Origin of the sequence: Streptomyces sp. Rer75, from assembly GCF_013414305.1 — a bacterium.
In the GTDB taxonomy this organism is placed as follows: Bacteria; Actinomycetota; Actinomycetes; order Streptomycetales; family Streptomycetaceae; genus Streptomyces; species Streptomyces himastatinicus.
This window is the reverse complement of record NZ_CP058693.1, coordinates 3,376,229-3,394,437: the sequence shown is the minus strand read 5'-3', so window position 1 is coordinate 3,394,437 and position 18,209 is coordinate 3,376,229. Positions and strand designations below refer to the sequence as shown.

Here is an 18,209-nt window from a genome sequence, read left to right as displayed (position 1 = left end):
CGTAGTCGCCGCGGCCCTGCCGCGCCGTGGGCCGGTTCGACCACCTGTCCCGTTGAGGGACAATGAGGCGCATGAGTCTGTTCCGCGACGACGGCATCGTGCTGCGCACCCAGAAGTTGGGCGAAGCGGACCGGATCATCACCCTGCTCACCCGCAACCACGGCCGCGTCCGCGCCGTGGCCCGCGGGGTGCGCCGTACGAAGTCGAAGTTCGGCGCGCGCCTCGAACCGTTCTCCCATGTGGACGTGCAGTTCTTCGCCCGCGGCGGCGAGCTGATCGGCCGCGGGCTGCCGCTGTGCACGCAGAGCGAGACGATCGCTCCGTACGGTGGCGGAATCGTCACCGACTACGCCCGCTACACCGCCGGTACGGCGATGCTGGAGACGGCGGAGCGGTTCACCGACCACGAGGGCGAGCCCGCCGTGCAGCAGTATCTGCTCCTCGTCGGCGGGCTGCGTACCCTGGCCTCCGGGGAGCACGAGCCGCATCTCATCCTGGACGCGTTTCTGCTCCGCTCACTCGCCGTGAACGGCTACGCGCCCAGCTTCGACGACTGCGCGAAGTGCGGGATGCCCGGTCCGAACCGGTTCTTCTCGGTCGGCGCGGGCGGGGTCATCTGCGGAGAGTGCCGGGTGCCCGGAAGCGTCGTACCCTCTGCGGAGTCGCTGACGCTGCTGGGTGCGCTGCTGACCGGGGACTGGGAGACGGCGGACGCATGTGAGCTGCGCCATGCCCGGGAGGGCAGCGGGCTCGTCGCGGCGTACTTGCACTGGCACCTGGAGCGGGGCCTGAGATCGCTCCGGTACGTAGAGAAGTAGCACCAAGAACACACGGCACGAAGTATGCGAGGAGACGCGAAGCCATGGCACGACGCGGGATTCTGGGCCGACAGCGGCGCGAGTACCGGGCCCCGGACCCGCACCCGTCCGGCGTCCGCCCGCCGAAGATCCCCGGCGAGCTGGTGCCGAACCACGTGGCCTGCGTGATGGACGGGAACGGCCGCTGGGCCAAGGAGCGCGGGCTGCCGCGTACGGAGGGCCACAAGGTCGGCGAGGGCGTCGTCCTGGACGTCCTCAAGGGCTGCCTGGAGATCGGCGTCAAGAACCTCTCCCTCTACGCCTTCTCCACCGAGAACTGGAAGCGCTCGCCCGACGAGGTCCGCTTCCTCATGAACTTCAACCGTGACGTCATCCGCCGCCGCCGCGACGAGATGGACGAGCTGGGCATCCGCATCCGCTGGGCGGGCCGGATGCCGAAGCTGTGGAAGTCGGTGGCCCAGGAGCTCCAGGTCGCGCAGGAGCAGACCAAGGACAACGACGCCATGACGATGTACTTCTGCATGAACTACGGCGGCCGCGCCGAGATCGCCGACGCGGCGCAGGCGCTGGCGCGCGACGTCCAGGCGGGCAAGCTGGACCCGTCGAAGGTGAACGAGAAGACGCTCGCCAAGTACCTCTACTACCCCGACATGCCGGACGTGGACCTCTTCCTGCGCCCCTCCGGCGAGCAGCGCACGTCGAACTACCTGATCTGGCAGAGCGCCTACGCCGAGATGGTCTACCAGGACGTCCTGTGGCCGGACTTCGACCGCCGCGACCTGTGGCGCGCCTGCCTGGAGTACGCCTCCCGCGACCGCCGCTTCGGCGGGGCGATCCCGAACGAGGAGCAGCTGAAGAAGGACGGGCCGCAGCCGGCATGAGGGTCCTCCGGTAGGGCCGGGCCGGGGCCGCTCTGTTCAGCCCCTGGTCCGGCCGCTAGTGTGGCTGCCCAGTAGCGGGTCGATTTCGCTCCGTGTCGCGCGACAGGATGCCCTGTGGCTCTTCCCCCACCACGGACCACAAGGCCTGGCCGGAATGAGCACTGCTGTCGCACCAAGGACATCGAACATGCAATTCCCCCCGTCCGAGTTGGCATCCCTGGCCGTTGAGCCGCTGATGACCCGTGATTTCGAGACCCGGCCCGGGTCGGTCTACGCACGGTTGCGGGGGCGGTACGGGCCGGTGGCGCCCGTGGACCTGCACGGCGTCCCGGTGTGGCTGGTTCTTGGCTACCGCGAGGCGTGGGAGGTCCTGCGGGACGAGAGCAAGTGGAAGAAGAACGTCCAGCACTGGCGGTTGCTGCGTGAGGGCCTGGTGCCGTCCGACTGGCCGCTTCTGCCCGCCTATCAGGTCAGCCATCTGCTGCTGAGCGACGATCAGGAGCGCAAGACGACGCGCGCCGCCGTGGACGACGCGCTCGGTCCCTTCCAGGACGCTCGGGCGCCCCAGTCCTGGGATCTGCAAAAGGCCATCTCCCGGCACGCCGACGAGCTGATCACGTTCTTCGCGGACGGCAGCGACAGCGGATGGGTGGACCTGGGCGCACAGTTCGCGCGTCCGCTGCCGCTGATGGTCGTCAACCGGCTGTTCGGCTTCCCGGTCGACCAGGGTGACGACGTCTTCATGGACTCGTGGCGGATGGTGGACGGTGGCCCGGACGCCGCTGTGGCCGTCGGGCGGCTGGTGGCGGCGACGACCGAGCTGGCCGCATACAAGCGGGAGAACCCGGGCGACGACCTGACGACACGGCTGCTCGCCACCGACCCTCCACTGACGGTGGAACAGATCGGCCTCGAGCTGTACGCGATCCTCGTCATCGCGTCCGAGCTGGTCAGCCACGCCATCACCAACAGTGTGCTGGAAGTGCTGGACGGAGATGCCGGGACGCAGGCGGACCTCATGGCGGGCCCCACCGAAGAGCTGGTCAATCGCGTGCACATCGCCTCGCCCCCGTGGGTCAACCTCACCGCCCGCTACCCAGTGGCCGACACCGACCTGGGAGACTTCCGGCTCGCCGCGGGCGACATGGTCATACCCTCGATCGCCGCCGCGCACGGCGACCCGATGTTCACGACGACCAACAGCTATGAGAGGTCGGTCAGCTCGCGCGCCCATCTGGCCTGGGGCACGGGGCCGCACCAGTGCCCCGGGCGGGAACTCGCGGACATGATCGTGACCACGGCGGTGGGCAGGCTGTTCGAGCGGTGCGACTTCGAACTGGGGCTGCCCGCCGACCAGTTGCCGTGGCGCTCGTCGACGTACGTACGCGGCCTGAAGTCCTTCCCAGTCCGGTTCCGGATGCGCGCGCGGCAGGCCCCGGTGGCACCGTCCCCCGGGCTCCCCGTGCCCGCGCCCGCTCCGGTCCCTGGGCTGACCGCACCGGCTCCCGAGCCCGTGGCCGCGCCCGCCCAGCCGGCACGCCCCCGCTCCGCGCTCTGGCGGTTCCTGGCGAGCCTGCGCCGGGGGTAGGCGGGCGGCGCAGGCTTTACTTGCCGTAGAGCTCACATTGAACAGGCCATGATCACGCCCCCTCTAGGCTGGAGACTTTGCACCATGAAGGCCGGAGGGGGAGGCGTGGCATGGGTGATGGCCACGGCAAGGGCAAGGTCCTGGACATCAAGGTGGCGGACATCAAGTCCGTCTCACCGACGTTCCACCACCAGGCGGTCAAGCTGAGCGAGGCGCTGACCACGCTGATCAATACGCTCGACGGCTACGGCGAACCGTGGGGGGACGACAAGCCGGGCAAGGACTTCGCGAAGCACTACACGCCGAACCAGAAGCACATCGAGTCGGCGACCGGCGTCCTCGTCCTCGGCCTGACCAGCATCCACGAGGCGATGCAGGACATGGCCGACGGCCACGTGGACAACGACAAGCTGATCGAGGGCATGTTCACCAAGGCGAAGAACACGCCTGGCAAGGACGGCCACAAGTGAGCTTCGGAAGCGAGGTCGAGGAGAAGGCCAAGGCGCTTCTGCTGAAGCTCGGCATGTGGTGGCCGGACGCCAACTCCGGCACCCTGCGCCACGCGGCCGACGCCTGGCGCACCTTCGCCGACAGCGTGGACGACGTGCGCGCCGCGTCCAACAAGGCGGCCACGACCCTCATCCACAACAACAAGGGCGAGGCGATCGACGCCTTCGAGACCTTCTGGGCGCGCTACGCCAAGGGCAAGGACGAGGGTTGGCTGAGCAACCTCGCCAAGTCCGCCCGCAGCATGGCCAAGGCGTTGGACACCTTCGCCGACAAGGTCGATGAGGCGATCGAGGCGCTGTGGACGCAGATCAGCATCGATGCCGTGGCGATCGTCGGTGGCGGGCTGCTGACCCTGGTGAGCGGGGGCACGTCCGACGCGGTCGCCGCGGAGATCGTCGCGATGGCGGCGGGCCTCGGCGTCGCGGTCGAGGGGGCGGTGGCGGCCATCGCCGCGGAGATGCTGGTCGGTGCGGCCTTCACCAGCATTCTCTCGGTGACCGTGGATGTCGCCGTCGCGCAGCCCGTGCGGATCGCCCTGGGCCAGCAGAACGGCTTCAGCCTGGACGAGGTGAACGCCGCCGCCAAGGACGGCATGATCTACGGCGGCCTCTTCGGCGCCGGAGCGGGCGTGCTCAAGCCCGGCGTCCTCCCCAAGACCGGTGGCGTCCCCGGCCTGCTGAAGCCGCCCGGCATCCGCCCCAACCTCATCGAGAAGGGCCCCGCCGGCCGCCCCGCCAAGGCGACTCCGAAGGTCGGCGAACCCATCGACATCGCGACCGGCGCGATGCTCATGGAGCAGACCGACCTCACCCTCCCCGGCTCGCTGCCGCTGGTCTTCGAACGCACCCACCTCTCCTCCTACCGGGGCGGCACCAGCTTCGGCCCGACCTGGACCTGTCTGCTGGACGAGCGCATCCAACTCGACTCCGAGGGCGTCGTCTTCGCCGCGTCCGACGGCATGCGGCTGGTGTACCCGGTGCCGGAGCCCGACGTTCCCACCCTGCCGGAGAAGGGCGCCCGCTGGCCGCTGGAGTGGGACGGGAAACCGGACGGCGTCATGACCGTCACCGACCCGCAGACCGGCGTCGTCCGCACCTTCACCCGCCCGGCCCCGACGGAGGAGTCCGGCGCCGTCCACCTGTGGCTGGACGGCCTCCAGGACCGCAACGGCACCCGCATCGACATCGAACGCGCCCTGTCCGGCAACCCCCTGGCGATCCGCCCCTCCGGCGGCTACTACGTGGCCATCGACACCGACGAGCACCGGCGCGTCACCGCCCTGCGCCTGCTCGACGAGGCGCCCTCGATCTACGAACCCCACGGCCGCGACGGCTCCGGCACGGTCGTCATGCGCTACGCGTACGACGGGGCCGGAAACCTCGCCGAGGTCATCAACTCCAGCAACGAGCCCCTGCGCTTCACCTACGACGCCGAGGGCCGCGTCACCACCTGGACCGACCGCAACGGCACCTCGTTCACGTACGTCTACGGCGCGGACGGCCGGGTGATACGCACCGAGGGCAGCGACGGCGTCTACAACGGCACCCTCGAATACGACGACGCCGCGCGCACCACCAGCTACACCGACTCCCTCGGCCACCGCACCACCTACCGCTACAACACCGACGGCCAGGTGACCGAGGAGACCGACCCGCTCGGCCACACCACCCTCACCACGTGGAACCCCCGAGGCGACCGCCGCCTCTCGGTCACCGACCCCCTCGGCCACACCACCGGCTACGCCTACGACGAGGACGGCAACCTCACCGCCATCACCCTCCCCGACGGCAGCGAGGCCCGGGCGACGTACAACGACCTCTGCCTGCCCGTGGAGGTCACCGAACCGGGCGGCGCCACGTGGCGCCACGCCTACGACGAGGCGGGCAACCTCCTCACCACCACCGACCCGGCCGGTGCGGACACCCACTACGCGTACAACGACCACGGCCACCTCACGGCGGTGACCGACGCCCTGGACCACACCACCCACGTCACCTGCGACAAGACAGGCCTGCCAATTTCGGTGATGGACCCCCTGGGCCACACCACAACGGCCCGCCGCGACCGCTTCGGGCGTGTGGTGGAGGTGGCCGATCCCCTCGGCCACACCACCCGCATGCGCTGGACCACCGAGGGCAAGCCCGCCTGGCGTGAGGGACCCGACGGCGCGCGGGAGACCTGGACCTGGGACGGCGAAGGCAACCTCCGCAGCCACACCGACCCCGCGGGCAACACCACCCACCACACCGCCACCCACTTCGACGTCCCCGCGACCCGTACCGACCCGGACGGCGCCACGTACGCCTTCGCGTACGACACCGAGGTGCGGCTGACCCAGGTCACCAACCCCCAGGGCCTGACCTGGACGTACACGTACGACCCGGCGGGCCGCCTCACCGCCGAAACCGACTTCAACGGCCGCACCCTCACCTACACCCACGACGCGGCGGGCGGTCTGCGGACCCGCACCAACGGCGCAGGCGAAACCCTCCACTTCACCCGCGACGCGCTGGGCCGCACGGTCGAACAGCGGAACGAGGCAGGTGAGACCCTCACATATTCCTATGACGCCCTGGGTGGTCTGATCCACGCGGCCAATGCCGACGCGGAGGTCAGCATCGAGCGTGATGTCCTGGGACGTGTCCTGTCCGAAACGGTCAATGACCGCACCACCACGTACGCGTATGACGTCCTGGGCCGCCGCACCGAGCGTACGACCCCCTCCGGCCTGCGCTCCACTTGGACGTACGACGCCACAAGCCGTGCAACCGGCCTCGACAACGGCGCGGGCGCCCTGTCCTTCATGTACGACGCGGCTGGCCGTGAAATCGAACGCCACCTGGGCGACGGCGTATCCCTGACCCAGACCTGGGACAAGGCGGACCGCCTCACCACACAGACCCTCACCGGCCGCTCCGACGCCGCGGACCGCCTCCTCCAACACCGTTCGTACGCCTACCGCGCGGACGGCTATCTCACCGAGATCCGCGAACTCACCTCCGGCACCCGCCGCTTCGACCTCGACCCCCTCGGCCGGGTCACCGCCGTCCACGCCCACGGCTGGACCGAGACGTACGCGTACGACACGGCGGGCAACCTCACCCACGCCACCGCGCCCGCCCACGGCACCCCCGGCGACCGCGACTTCACCGGCACGATCCTCCACCGCGCCGGCCGCACCACCTACGAACACGACGCCCAGGGCCGCCTGACCCGCCGCACCCGCAAGCTCCTCAACGGCCAGACGCGCACCTGGACGTACACCTGGAACGCCGAAGACCGCCTCACCGACGCGACCACCCCCGACGGCGAGCACTGGCACTACACGTACGACCCCCTAGGCCGCCGCATATCCAAACACCGCCTCACCACCGACGGCACCGCGGCCGAAACCCTCCACTTCACCTGGGAAGACACCCGCCTGGCGGAACAGTCCACCCTGGACGGCACCCACACCACCTGGGACTACGCCCCAGGCACCCACCGCCCCCTCACCCAGACCAACCACCACACCCACCGCCCGGGCGAGTCCCTCATCACCCAATTCGCGGACGACACCCAGCCCCGCTTCCACGCCATCATCACCGACCTGGTCGGCACCCCCACCGAACTGGTCACCCCGGACGGCACCCTGGCCTGGCAGCAACGCACCACCCTCTGGGGCACCCCCCTCCCCGCCCCACCCGCCGCCCTGGACTGCCCGCTCCGCTTCCCCGGCCAATACGCCGACCCCGAAACCGGCCTGTACTACAACTACTTCCGCCACTACGATCCCGAGACAGCCCGGTACATAAGTCCTGATCCCCTTGGGCTGAGTCCGGCCCCCAATCATCACTCCTATGTGCGAAATCCCACGGCGTGGACTGACTCGTTGGGTCTTTCCTGCAAGAATCGTCCCAATCTAAGTGTTAACGAGAAGCAGTTCGGCAAAAAATGGGGGAAGCACGCACAGGATTATAGTCTCGACCCTGCCGATGCAAGCTCGAGGACGCAGTTCCGCGACCGGATGAACACAATCCATGCTGAACCTGACGAGGTTCGCCAGGGGCCGTGGAATCCGCAGCGTGGTGGCGGGGATGACTACCTTTTCTACCGAAAGGGCGAAGACCTGCTTGTGACCAAGGCTGATGGCGAATTCGTTACAATGTTCCCGCAGGATAAACCGAATGGGTGGTTTGAGGGGGCAAGTCGAATCCATGGAGAGGATTGAGGGTGCGGCCTGACACGCTGAAGGGGCGTACAGTTGTCGAGATTTATGGGATCTTCTTTATCTCGGAAGAGGGTATTCCGGATGCGATGCCAGAGGCGATTGAACTGATCTTTAGGGAATCTGATTCCTTGGTTTTCACTTCGGCAACCGACTGGACTCTTCGCGTCGAGAAGGGTACGTGGCCAGAAGTGCCGACGTGGTGCTATCCATCTGAGTCGTGGACCTATCGCGAGATTGATGCGATCCCTGGCGGGCCTTTCGGCAAGCTCTCCGAGATTGTAAGCCGCCGTAATGAGCACGGAGAACTCATCGGGGTTGACCTGGGCTTCGAAGGTGCAGGACATATCTTGATTCGCTCCGGAGAGCCATTCGTGGTCGAATTCCATCGAGAAGGTGATCGGTGACCCTGGAGCGTTTGGCGCGTTGGCGCTGGCTCGTGGGGCCTTGATGTCGACAAGGCGCGAAGAGCGTGACGCTGCGAATCGTGGGTGATCTGTACGACGGAGGAGCGCGCGCCGGGGATCTCACCGCGTGGGAACCTCTCCACTAGCGCGGTGCACTGGCCGACCTCATCCACGCGGTCCGTGACGAATCGAGTCCGAGGCGGCTGCGCGATCTGCCACCGCGTCAACCTAGGGGCTGGGAGTAATCGCTGCCCAAGCGTCTGGACTCGATGCCCGCGCTCCGAGGTCGGGGCGGTAATGTCCGGTCGCGGAAGCGTTGTGGGCTGATCCCGCGTGCGCGCTTGAAAGCGGTGCTGAGCGCGAAGGCGCTGCCATAACCGACCTGACGGGCTACGGAGTCAATCGTGGCGTCCGACGCCCTGAGAAGATCGGCGGCCAGGTCGATTCGCCACCCGGCGAGGTATGCCATTGGTGGCATACCAATGAGGTCGTTGAAGCGGCGGGTCAACGTCGCTCGGGACACCCCGGTCCGCCCGGCGAGCGCGGCCACCGTCCAGGGATGGCCCGGGTGGCCGTGTATGAGCCGCAGGACGGTGCCGACAACGGGATCCCCGTTGGCTCGGTACCAGGCCGGCGCTTCGGCATCGGGCCGGGAGAACCATGCGCGGAGGCTTGCGACCAGCAAGAGATCCAGAAATCGATCGAGCACGAGATCCTGGCCCGGCTCGTTTCGCACGGTCTCCTCAGCGAGGAGCGACACCAGCGCCGATTCGACGTGGGCGGCCCTGGGGATGACCAGAAGCGGCGGCAACGCGCTGAGCAGGTGCGTAGCGATCTCGCCCCGCCCCCGGTACTTGCCGATCAGCAGCACCGACGAACCGTCCGCGCCGTCGTCGCACGTTGGCATGCCGTTGACCCAGGTGCGCACACCCATGTCCGCGGCCTCGGGCAGCTCCGTGCCGGCTGAGGTGGTCCGTCGGGGGCCGGGCTGAATGACCACCTGGATCGGAGTGCGGGGGTCATCGGCGAAGGTAAACGCGTCCGGGCCACGCGTGATCGCGATATCGCCTGCGTCCAGTCGCACCGCATTGCCCGTGCTGGGCACAGCCCAGGGTGTCCCTCGCAGGATGGCCACTACGCTGAGCGGTGCCCTGTCCCGCACCTGCACCGACCAGGGTGGGTTCTGGACGGTCCGCAGGACGAATGCGCCCCTGGCCCTGACTCCGTCCAACAAGATCGACAAAGGGTCCACCGGCGCAGTGTAAGACGCACGATGATGGACCTGCGCGCCTCGATCATGGCCCTTAGCCCGTCATGCCGATGGACTGTGGAACATGACATCGACTGCGCCAACAACATTGGTCCTCGCGGGAACAGGCAAGACCGGACGCCGGGTCGTGTCCGGGCTCGTAGCGCGTGACGTGCCGGTACGGGTGGGCTCACGGCGTGCTGAGCCGCCGTTCGACTGGCACGACGACACCACCTGGGAACCTGCGCTGCGAGGCGTGGACGCGGCTTATGTGGCCTTCTATCCTGATGCGGCGTTCCCTGGCGCGGCCAGGATCGTGGGTTCCTTCGCAGACCTCGCGGTGGCTTGCGGCATCCGACACCTTGTCTTGCTTGCTGACCGCGGTGCTGCTGAGGCCGAGCGGTGCGAACAGGCGGTGCGGGAGTCGGGTGCGGAGTGGACTGTCGTGCGGGCGGGGTTCATCACGCAGAACTTCAGCGAGGCGTTCCTCGCAGAACTGGTCCGGGCCGGTGTGGTCGCACTTCCGGTCAGCGATGTAGCGGAACCGTTCACCGACGCAGAGGACATCGCGGATGTCGCCGTCGCGGCGCTGACCGAGAACGGTCATGCCGGCCAGATTCACGAAGTGACCGGACCACGACTGCTCACCTTCGCCGATGCCGTCGGCGAGATAGCGAGGGTGGCCCGCAGGGAGGTTCGTTATCTGCCGGTCACGCCCGGGCAATTCGTCTCATCGCTGACCGGACGAGGTGTGTCGACCGAGTACGCGACGCAACTGGCCAGCCTGATGGTTGAGGTCTTCGATGGCCGCAGAGCCGACGTGACCGACACCGTCGAGCGCATTCTCGGCCGACCACCCCACGACTTCGCGGAGTATGCCCGCAAGACCGCCGCTACCGGTGTATGGGATGCCCGTACTGAGTCCTCCGATGGAGCCTGACAAGACCAACAGCAAGGTCGGCAAGCTACTACGAGAGTTGATGTGAGCGGTATTCCCGTCGCTGAAGGGCCCCCGTGCGGGCGTACCGGCCCGGGGCTATCCCCACGACCCGCTTGAAGTGGCGCGTCAGGTGCGACTGGTCGTAGAGCCCGACCGCGGTTGCCACGTCGCCCGGGGGTTGGCCGTCGAGGAGGAGGCGGCGGGCGAGGTCGATGCGGCGGGAGGTCACGTACTGGTGCGGGGCGATGCCGAACGCGGTGCTGAAGGCGCGTACGAGGTGGGTGGGGTGGGCGTGGAGGAGGCGGGCGGCCTCTTCCAGGGTGGGGGCTTCGACGTAGCGTTCGTCGAGGAGGTCCCGCAGGTTCTGGGCGATGCCGCGGTCGGGCATCGCGGCGGCGGCGACGGCCGGTCCGGGGCGTAGGTGTTCGCGCAGGCGCTGGCTGATGAGGGCCAGGCGGCTTTCCGCCTCGAGTTCGTCTCCGGGGGTGGCCAGGGCGGCGTGCAGCTGTGCGATGCGTCGGCGCAGGAGGGGGTCGGTGAGGTCCGGGCCGTCGACTGCCGGACCGATGTAGCTCGCGTCCAGCTGGGTCATGTCGAGGTAGATCACCCGCTTGCGGAAGCCGTGGGCGGTGGCGGGGGAGCCGTTGTGCGGGACCTGCGGCGGCAGCAGGCTGACGGTGTCGTTCGGGGTGCCCCGCTCATGGCGGTCCAGGTCGTAGCGGACCGCGCCGTCGTCGACGATCAGCAGGGTCCAGGCGTCGTGGACGTGCATGGGGTACGCGTGCTCGGTGAAGTGGGCGTGGAAGACCTCGCTGACGCCCGGGACCGACGGGCGCCAGGCAGAGATTTCCTGTCGGGACGCCATGCAAAGAACGTACAAGACGACGAAGGTCCGCAGCCGTCAGTCTCGAAGCATGAGAACGAGTGAGGAGAACGGGGCGGAGAGCGCTCCCGTTCGGTTCGACACGAAGATCGCCGTACTGCTGCGTGACGATGTGGAGACCTGGCAGCGGCTGAATGTGACCGCGTTCCTCGTCAGCGGGCTTGGCACCACGGCGCCCGAGGTGATCGGCGAGCCGTACGCGGACGCCGACGGCACCGCGTATCTGCCGATGTTCCGTCAGCCCGTGCTGGTCTTCGAGGGGACGAAGGAGACGCTGACCACGGCGCACGGTCGTGCGCTGTCCCGCGCGCTGCCGAGGGCCGTGTTCACCTCGGATCTGTTCAGCACGGGCAACGACCGGGACAACCGGGCGGCCGTACGGGCGGTGGGCACCGACCAGCTCGACTTGGTGGGGCTGGCCGTCTACGGGCCGCGCAACGCGGTGGACAAGGTGCTCAAGGGTGCGCGGATGCATCACTGAGCAGGGCGGGGCCCGCCCCCGTCGCTAGCCTGGTGATCATGGAATTCGCGAGGGCTGCATGGGACCCGGAGCTGCATGGGTTCCGGGTCGATCCGACCGCCTATCTGGCGGAGCTGCCGCGGCTGCGGGCGGCTCTGCCGCCCGGGGCGTGGGCGTTCGCCTCCGACGAGGGGCACTACCGCCTCGGGAGCGGCACCAGGTGTGTGAAGGACCTGGGGCTGGCCGGGGTCGACATCCCCGGGGGCAAGGACAGCGGGCTGACGCTCACCTTCGTGCCGAGCAGGTGGAAGCACGACGCGGGTCTGCGCATCCGTTACACCGGCGTACGGCACTTTTCGATCACGTACGAGCACGCCATCGACTGGATGGAGACGGACACGGTCCTGCTCGACGAGATCCTTCCGCATGACGCCGGATGCAGCCATGAGATCGTCCTGACCGATGCGGTGATCGTCGTCCACTGCCGGGATCTGGCCGCCGTCTGGGGCGGCGTGTGATCCTGGCCGGGTGAATCTGGATGACCTGGTCCGGTTGCGGCGGGCGCGGGACCGGATGGACCGGGACTACGCGCAGCCGCTGGACGTGCCGGCGCTGGCGCGCGGGGCGCTGATGTCGACGGGGCACTTCGCGCGGAGCTTCCGGGAGGCCTTCGGGGAGACGCCGTACAGCTATCTGATGACGCGCAGGATCGAGCGGGCCAAGGCGTTGCTGCGGCGGGGGGATCTGTCGGTGACGGAGGTCTGCTTCGCGGTCGGGTGTACGTCGCTCGGATCGTTCAGCTCGCGGTTCACGGAGCTGGTGGGGGAGAGTCCGAGCGCGTACCGGGCGCGCGATCATGAGCACGGTGCGGAGATTCCGGCGTGTGTCGCCAAGGTCTTTACCAGACCGGTCAGGAATGGAGAAGCGAAGCCCGCTTCCCGGCCTTAGCGTGACAGACATGAACAACAACATCACGCTTTCGACCTGCTTCATCGCCGTCGACGACCATGACAAGGCGCTCGCCTTCTACCGCGACATCCTGGGCCTGGAGGTGCGCCAGGACGTCGGCTTCGAGGGAATGCGCTGGGTGACCGTAGGCTCGCCGTCGCAGCCGGACGTCAACATCGTCCTCGAACCGCCCGCCGCGAATCCCAACGCCTCGCCCGCCGACAAGCAGGCCATGGCGGAACTGCTCGCCAAGGGCATGCTGCGCGGGGTCCTCTTCGCCACCGACGACGTCGACGCCACGTTCGAGCACATCCGGGCGGCGGGCGGCGAGGTGTTGCAGGAGCCGATCGACCAGCCGTACGGCGTGCGGGACTGCGCTTTCCGCGATCCGGCGGGGAACCTGCTGCGGTTCAACCAGCCGAAGCGCTAGCGGACAGCGGACAGCGGACAGCCGTCAGCCGGTCGCCGGGGCCGCGCAGTCGCCGCAGGTGCCGAAGATCTCGATCGTGTGGGCGACGTCCACGAAGCCGTGCTCGGCGGCGATCGCGTCGGCCCACTTCTCGACCGCCGGGCCCTCGACCTCGACCGCCTTGCCGCAGGAGCGGCAGACGAGGTGGTGGTGGTGCTCCTCGCTGTTGCAGCGGCGGTAGACGGCCTCGCCCTCGGTGGTGCGCAGGACGTCGACTTCGCCGGCGTCGGCGAGGGACTGGAGGGTGCGGTAGACGGTGGTCAGGCCGACCGAGTCGCCCCGGTGCTTGAGCATGTCGTGAAGCTCCTGCGCACTGCGGAACTCGTCCACCTCGTCCAGTGCCGCCGCCACCGCCGCGCGCTGCCTGGTGGACCGGCCGCGTACTGGGGGACCCGCGGTCGCCACAGTTGCCTCCTCAACCTCGCTTGCCCGTAGCGCTCTGTCTGCCGCTCTGTCTGCTTGGCCATTGTGCCAGCTAACGGATCCGCTACGGACTAGCTGTGGATGACTCCGTGCTACACGAGCACATCGTCCTTCATGGTGCACCGCCCCTCGGCCGCCGCGGCGGACCGCCCGGCGCGTTGTGTGGCGCGGCGTCTGGCCAGGGGCGCGGCGAGCGCGGTGATGACGGCGAAGACGCCGATGGCGAGGACGACGATGCTCGCGCCGGGCGGCACGTTCTTGTAGAAGGAGAAGACCGTGCCGGACAGGGTGACCACGACGCCGATGCCGACCGCCAGCGCCAGCGTCATCGCGAAGCCGCGGGTGGCCTGCTGGGCGGCGGCGACCGGGACCACCATGAGGGCGCTGACCAGCAGCAGGCCGACGACGCGCATGGCGACGGTGACGGTGACCGCCGCGGTGACGGCCAGCAGCAGGTTGAGCGTACGGACCGGCAGCCCGGTCACCCGGGCGAACTCCTCGTCCTGGCAGACCGCGAACAGCTGCCGCCGCAGCCCGAGCGTGATCAGTACGACGAAGGCGGCGAGCAGGCTGATCACGACCACGTCCTGCTGCGACACGGTGGTGATCGAGCCGAAGAGGTACGTGGTGAGGTTGGCGTTGGAGCCGGTCGGCGAGAGGTTGATCAGCAGGACGCCGCCCGCCATGCCGCCGTAGAAGAGCATCGCGAGCGCGAGGTCGCCGCGGGTCTTGCCGTACCAGCGGATCAGCTCCATCAGGACGGCGCCGAGGGCGGAGACGAGGATGGCGGTCCAGACCGGGTTGGTGCCGGTCAGGAAGCCGAGCGCGACCCCGGTGAGCGCGACGTGGCCGATGCCGTCGCCCATGATCGCCTGGCGGCGCTGGACGAGGTAGATGCCGACGGCGGGGGCGGTGATGCCGACGAGGACGGCGGCGAGCAGGGCCCGCTGCATAAAGGCGTAGTCGAGGACTTCCAGCATGTCAGGTCAGCAACCCTGTCCGGATCGGTTCGGCGTCGGGCGCCGCATGGGGATGGACGTGATCATGGCCGGGCAGCGCATGCTGGCCGACGGCCTTGGGCGGCGGGCCGTCGTGGACGACACAGCCGTCGCGGAGCACCACCGCGCGGTCGATCAGCGGTTCCAGCGGGCCCAGCTCATGGAGGACGAGGAGGACGGTGGTCCCCGCGGCGACCTGTTCGCGCAGCGTCCCGGCGAGGATCTCCTGGCTGGCCAGGTCGACCCCGGCCATCGGCTCGTCCATGATCAGCAGTTCGGGTTCACCGGCCAGCGCACGGGCGATCAGCACCCGCTGGTGCTGGCCGCCGGAGAGCGCGCCGACCGGGTCGCGGGCGCGGTCGGCCATGCCGACCAGCTCCAGGGCGCGGCGCACGGCCGCCCGGTCCGCCTTGCGCGGCGGCCCGAACCGGCGGCGGGCCAGCCGCCCGGCCGAGACGACCTCGCGGACGGTCGCGGGAACGCCGCTGGCCGCGGTCGTACGCTGCGGTACGTAGCCGACGCGGCCCCAGTCGCGGAAACGGCGGCCGGGGGTGCCGAACAGCGCCAGCTCGCCACCGGTCAGCGGCACCTGGCCGACGACGGCGCGTACGGCGGTCGACTTGCCCGAGCCGTTCGCGCCGAGCAGCGCGACGACCTCGCCGCGGCCCACGGCCAGGTCGACGCCGCGCAGGACCGGGCGCCCGCCGAGCGAGGCGGTGGCGCCGCGCAGGGATATGACCGGGTCGGCGTCGCCCGCGGTCGCGGCCTGCTCGGTCGCCGCCCCGCGCTTGCCCGCCGCCCCGGGCTGGGCCGACGCCGTCTCGCGTTCCGACGCCGGTTCGCCGGGCCGTGCGCTGCCGTCGGGTTCCTTGGCCATGGATTCCTCCGTCGTTTCGCGCGTATCGGGCGTATCGCGCGTCATCCCGCGCCGAGCGCCTTGCGCAGGGCCGTCAGGTTCGACCGCATGACCTCGAAGTAGTCGCGGCCCTTGGACTTGTCCCCGATCCCCTCGATGGGGTCGAGGACGTCCGTCTTCAGATGGAGATCGCCCGCCAGGGTCTTCGCCGTCTTGTCGCTCACCAGCGTCTCGAAGAAGACGGTGTTGACCTTGTCCTTCTTGGCGGTCGTGTGCAGCCCCCGCATCCGCGCCGGGCTCGGCTCGGATTCCGGGTCGAGCCCGGAGATGGCCTCCTGGCGCAGCCCGTAACGCTCGGAGAGGTAGCCGAACGCGGCGTGGGTGGTGATGAAGGTATCCGTGCTGCGGCCCTTCAATCCGCTCTTGAAGTCGTCATCGAGGGCGCCGAGCTGCTTCACCAGGGCGGCGGTGTTCTTCTTGTACGCGGCGGCGTGGTCCGGGTCCGCCTTCTGAAGCGCCTTGCCGACGCCCTCGGCGGCCTGGGCGTAGCGCACCGGGTCCAGCCAGATGTGCGGATCGGTGGCGGCGTCGCCCTCATGGGCCTTGTGCGCCTCGTGGCCGTGCCCGTGGCCTTCCTCGCCCTCCACCTCCGTCCCGTGGTCCTCCAGGGTGGTGTACGAGGCGGCGTCGGCGACGTGCTGCGGCTTGGCCTGGCCGATGGCCCGGTCGACGGACGGCTGGAGCCCCTTGAGGTAGACCACCAGGCCGGCCTCGCTGAGCTGGGCCGTCTGCCGGGGGCTTATCTCCAGGTCGTGCGGTTCGACGCCGGGCTTGGTCAGGGTGGAGACATGAACATGGTTCCCCCCGATGCGCTGGGCGAGGAACTGCATCGGATAGAACGACGCGACCACGTCGAGCTTGCCGTCCGTCCTTCCGTCCCCGGTGTCGGAGGAGCAGGCTGTGAGGGTGGTCAAGCCCATCGCGGCGGCCCCGACAAGGGCTGCTGCGGGGGAAAAGCGGCGTATGTTCATGACTCTCATTTTCAACAAAATTGGAAACGGTTGTCAACAAGGGTCTTGTTCTTGATCACTTCCGGTATCGATTTGATCCGGGGGGTGCCGCCGCCGGTAACCTGAAGCATTCGCTTCGCGTCCTCCAATGTCGTCATCAATGAAGAGAGCACCGTGGCCGCCGACAAGATCGACACCATCGTCAGCCTGAGCAAGCGCCGTGGCTTCGTCTATCCGTGCAGCGAGATCTACGGCGGCCAGCGCGCCGCCTGGGACTACGGACCGCTCGGCGTGGAGCTGAAGGAGAACATCAAGCGCCAGTGGTGGCGTTCCATGGTCACTTCGCGCGACGACGTCGTCGGACTCGACTCGTCCGTGATCCTCGCCCGTGAGGTCTGGGAGGCGTCCGGCCACGTCGCCACCTTCACGGACCCGCTGACCGAGTGCACCTCCTGCCACAAGCGGTTCCGCGCGGACCACCTGGAGGAGGCCTACGAGGCCAAGCACGGCAAGCTGCCCGAGAACGGCATGGCCGACCTCAACTGTCCGCACTGCGGCAACAAGGGCAGCTTCACCGAGCCCAAGCAGTTCTCCGGGCTGCTCTCCACCCACCTCGGCCCGACCCAGGACTCCGGCTCGGTCGCGTACCTGCGCCCCGAGACCGCCCAGGGCATCTTCACCAACTTCCTCGCCGTGCAGCAGACCTCGCGCCGCAAGCCGCCGTTCGGCATCGCGCAGGTCGGCAAGTCCTTCCGGAACGAGATCACGCCGGGCAACTTCATCTTCCGCACCCGTGAGTTCGAGCAGATGGAGATGGAGTTCTTCGTCAAGCCGGGTGAGGACGAGACCTGGCACGAGTACTGGATGGAGCAGCGCTACAACTGGTACCGGGACCTCGGCCTCCAGGAAGCCAACATCCGTTGGTTCGAGCACCCGAAGGAGAAGCTCTCCCACTACTCGAAGCGCACCGCCGACATCGAGTACCGCTTCAACTTCGGCGGCTCCGAGTGGGGTGAGCTGGAGGGCGTGGCCAACCGCACCGACTACGACCTCAAGGCGCACTCCGCGGCGTCCGGCCAGGACCTGTCGTACTTCGACCAGGAGGCCGGGGAGCGCTGGACCCCGTACGTCATCGAGCCGGCGGCGGGCGTCGGCCGCGCCATGCTGGCCTTCATGCTCGACGCGTACATCGAGGACGAGGCGCCCAACGCCAAGGGCAAGCTGGAGAAGCGCACCGTGATGCGGCTCGACCCGCGGCTCGCCCCGGTCAAGGTCGCGGTGCTGCCGCTGTCCCGCAACCCGCAGCTGTCCCCGAAGGCCAAGGGGCTCGCGGCGGACCTGCGCAAGCACTGGAACATCGAGTTCGACGACGCGGGCGCCATCGGCCGCCGCTACCGCCGCCAGGACGAGATCGGCACGCCCTTCTGCGTCACCGTCGACTTCGACACGCTCGACGACAACGCGGTGACCGTGCGCGAACGCGACACGATGAAGCAGGAGCGGGTCTCCCTCGACCAGATCCAGTCGTACCTGGGCGGCCGACTGATCGGCTGCTGACCAGC

The 18,209-nt window shown here is 68.7% G+C and carries 18 protein-coding genes; 12 read left to right on the top strand and 6 right to left on the bottom strand.

Going from position 1 to position 18,209, the window contains the following annotated elements:
• Positions 1–71 precede the first annotated feature (71 nt).
• The 6 genes from recO (at position 72) to HYQ63_RS14460 (ending at position 8,411) form a co-directional block, all read left to right on the top strand.
• A complete protein-coding gene (recO, locus tag HYQ63_RS14485) occupies positions 72–818 on the top strand; it encodes a DNA repair protein RecO (protein WP_063734250.1) in 747 nt (248 codons plus the stop codon).
• A 44-nt stretch (positions 819–862) separates the two neighbouring features.
• Entirely contained in the window at positions 863–1,699 is an 837-nt protein-coding gene (locus HYQ63_RS14480) for an isoprenyl transferase (RefSeq protein WP_179934204.1), read from the top strand.
• Positions 1,700–1,886: 187 nt separating this feature from the next.
• A complete protein-coding gene (locus tag HYQ63_RS14475) occupies positions 1,887–3,287 on the top strand; it encodes a cytochrome P450 (RefSeq protein WP_257231848.1) in 1,401 nt (466 codons plus the stop codon).
• A 110-nt stretch (positions 3,288–3,397) separates the two neighbouring features.
• Positions 3,398–3,757, top strand: coding sequence for a hypothetical protein (locus HYQ63_RS14470; RefSeq protein WP_179934202.1), 360 nt, complete (start codon positions 3,398–3,400; stop codon positions 3,755–3,757).
• A gap of 53 nt (positions 3,758–3,810) precedes the next feature.
• Positions 3,811–8,007: a DUF6531 domain-containing protein gene (locus HYQ63_RS14465; protein ID WP_179940086.1), complete on the top strand. Its 4,197-nt coding sequence runs from the start codon at positions 3,811–3,813 to the stop codon at positions 8,005–8,007.
• A 2-nt stretch (positions 8,008–8,009) separates the two neighbouring features.
• A complete protein-coding gene (locus HYQ63_RS14460; RefSeq protein ID WP_179934201.1) occupies positions 8,010–8,411 on the top strand; it encodes a hypothetical protein in 402 nt (133 codons plus the stop codon).
• A 223-nt stretch (positions 8,412–8,634) separates the two neighbouring features.
• Here the strand turns inward: HYQ63_RS14460 and HYQ63_RS14455 are convergent, their stop codons facing one another.
• Complete coding sequence (locus tag HYQ63_RS14455) at positions 8,635–9,663, bottom strand: AraC family transcriptional regulator (RefSeq protein ID WP_257231847.1); 1,029 nt, start codon at positions 9,661–9,663, stop codon at positions 8,635–8,637.
• An 82-nt stretch (positions 9,664–9,745) separates the two neighbouring features.
• On the opposite strand from HYQ63_RS14455, the gene HYQ63_RS14450 reads away from it, so the two are divergent.
• Complete coding sequence (locus HYQ63_RS14450) at positions 9,746–10,600, top strand: NAD(P)H-binding protein (protein WP_179934200.1); 855 nt, start codon at positions 9,746–9,748, stop codon at positions 10,598–10,600.
• Between the two features lie 28 nt (positions 10,601–10,628).
• Here the strand turns inward: HYQ63_RS14450 and HYQ63_RS14445 are convergent, their stop codons facing one another.
• On the bottom strand, positions 10,629–11,465 hold the full coding sequence (locus HYQ63_RS14445) for an AraC family transcriptional regulator (RefSeq protein WP_179934199.1): 837 nt from the start codon (positions 11,463–11,465) through the stop codon (positions 10,629–10,631).
• A 49-nt stretch (positions 11,466–11,514) separates the two neighbouring features.
• Between HYQ63_RS14445 and HYQ63_RS14440 the strand changes: the two genes are divergently transcribed.
• From HYQ63_RS14440 to HYQ63_RS14425, 4 genes are read left to right on the top strand one after another with little or no spacing between them, the layout of a single operon-like run.
• The gene (locus tag HYQ63_RS14440) at positions 11,515–11,964 is read left to right on the top strand and encodes a DUF2000 domain-containing protein (RefSeq protein WP_179934198.1); all 450 of its coding nucleotides are present in this window, start codon (positions 11,515–11,517) and stop codon (positions 11,962–11,964) included.
• 38 nt (positions 11,965–12,002) lie between these two features.
• Entirely contained in the window at positions 12,003–12,461 is a 459-nt protein-coding gene (locus HYQ63_RS14435) for a hypothetical protein (RefSeq protein WP_179934197.1), read from the top strand.
• 10 nt (positions 12,462–12,471) lie between these two features.
• Positions 12,472–12,891 (top strand): helix-turn-helix transcriptional regulator, encoded by a 420-nt coding sequence (locus tag HYQ63_RS14430; protein WP_123104014.1) that lies wholly within the window; start codon positions 12,472–12,474, stop codon positions 12,889–12,891.
• A gap of 10 nt (positions 12,892–12,901) precedes the next feature.
• Entirely contained in the window at positions 12,902–13,321 is a 420-nt protein-coding gene (locus tag HYQ63_RS14425) for a VOC family protein (RefSeq protein WP_179934196.1), read from the top strand.
• Between the two features lie 24 nt (positions 13,322–13,345).
• Here the strand turns inward: HYQ63_RS14425 and HYQ63_RS14420 are convergent, their stop codons facing one another.
• The 4 genes from HYQ63_RS14420 to HYQ63_RS14405 form a co-directional block, all read right to left on the bottom strand.
• Positions 13,346–13,765, bottom strand: a complete 420-nt coding sequence (locus HYQ63_RS14420; protein ID WP_009718029.1) for a Fur family transcriptional regulator — start codon at positions 13,763–13,765, stop codon at positions 13,346–13,348.
• 110 nt (positions 13,766–13,875) lie between these two features.
• The gene (locus HYQ63_RS14415; protein ID WP_179934195.1) at positions 13,876–14,763 is read right to left on the bottom strand and encodes a metal ABC transporter permease; all 888 of its coding nucleotides are present in this window, start codon (positions 14,761–14,763) and stop codon (positions 13,876–13,878) included.
• Between the two features lies 1 nt (position 14,764).
• On the bottom strand, positions 14,765–15,658 hold the full coding sequence (locus HYQ63_RS14410) for a metal ABC transporter ATP-binding protein (RefSeq protein WP_257231846.1): 894 nt from the start codon (positions 15,656–15,658) through the stop codon (positions 14,765–14,767).
• A gap of 41 nt (positions 15,659–15,699) precedes the next feature.
• Positions 15,700–16,668: a metal ABC transporter substrate-binding protein gene (locus tag HYQ63_RS14405; RefSeq protein WP_179934194.1), complete on the bottom strand. Its 969-nt coding sequence runs from the start codon at positions 16,666–16,668 to the stop codon at positions 15,700–15,702.
• 153 nt (positions 16,669–16,821) lie between these two features.
• Between HYQ63_RS14405 and HYQ63_RS14400 the strand changes: the two genes are divergently transcribed.
• The gene (locus tag HYQ63_RS14400; protein WP_123104010.1) at positions 16,822–18,204 is read left to right on the top strand and encodes a glycine--tRNA ligase; all 1,383 of its coding nucleotides are present in this window, start codon (positions 16,822–16,824) and stop codon (positions 18,202–18,204) included.
• Positions 18,205–18,209 lie beyond the last annotated feature (5 nt).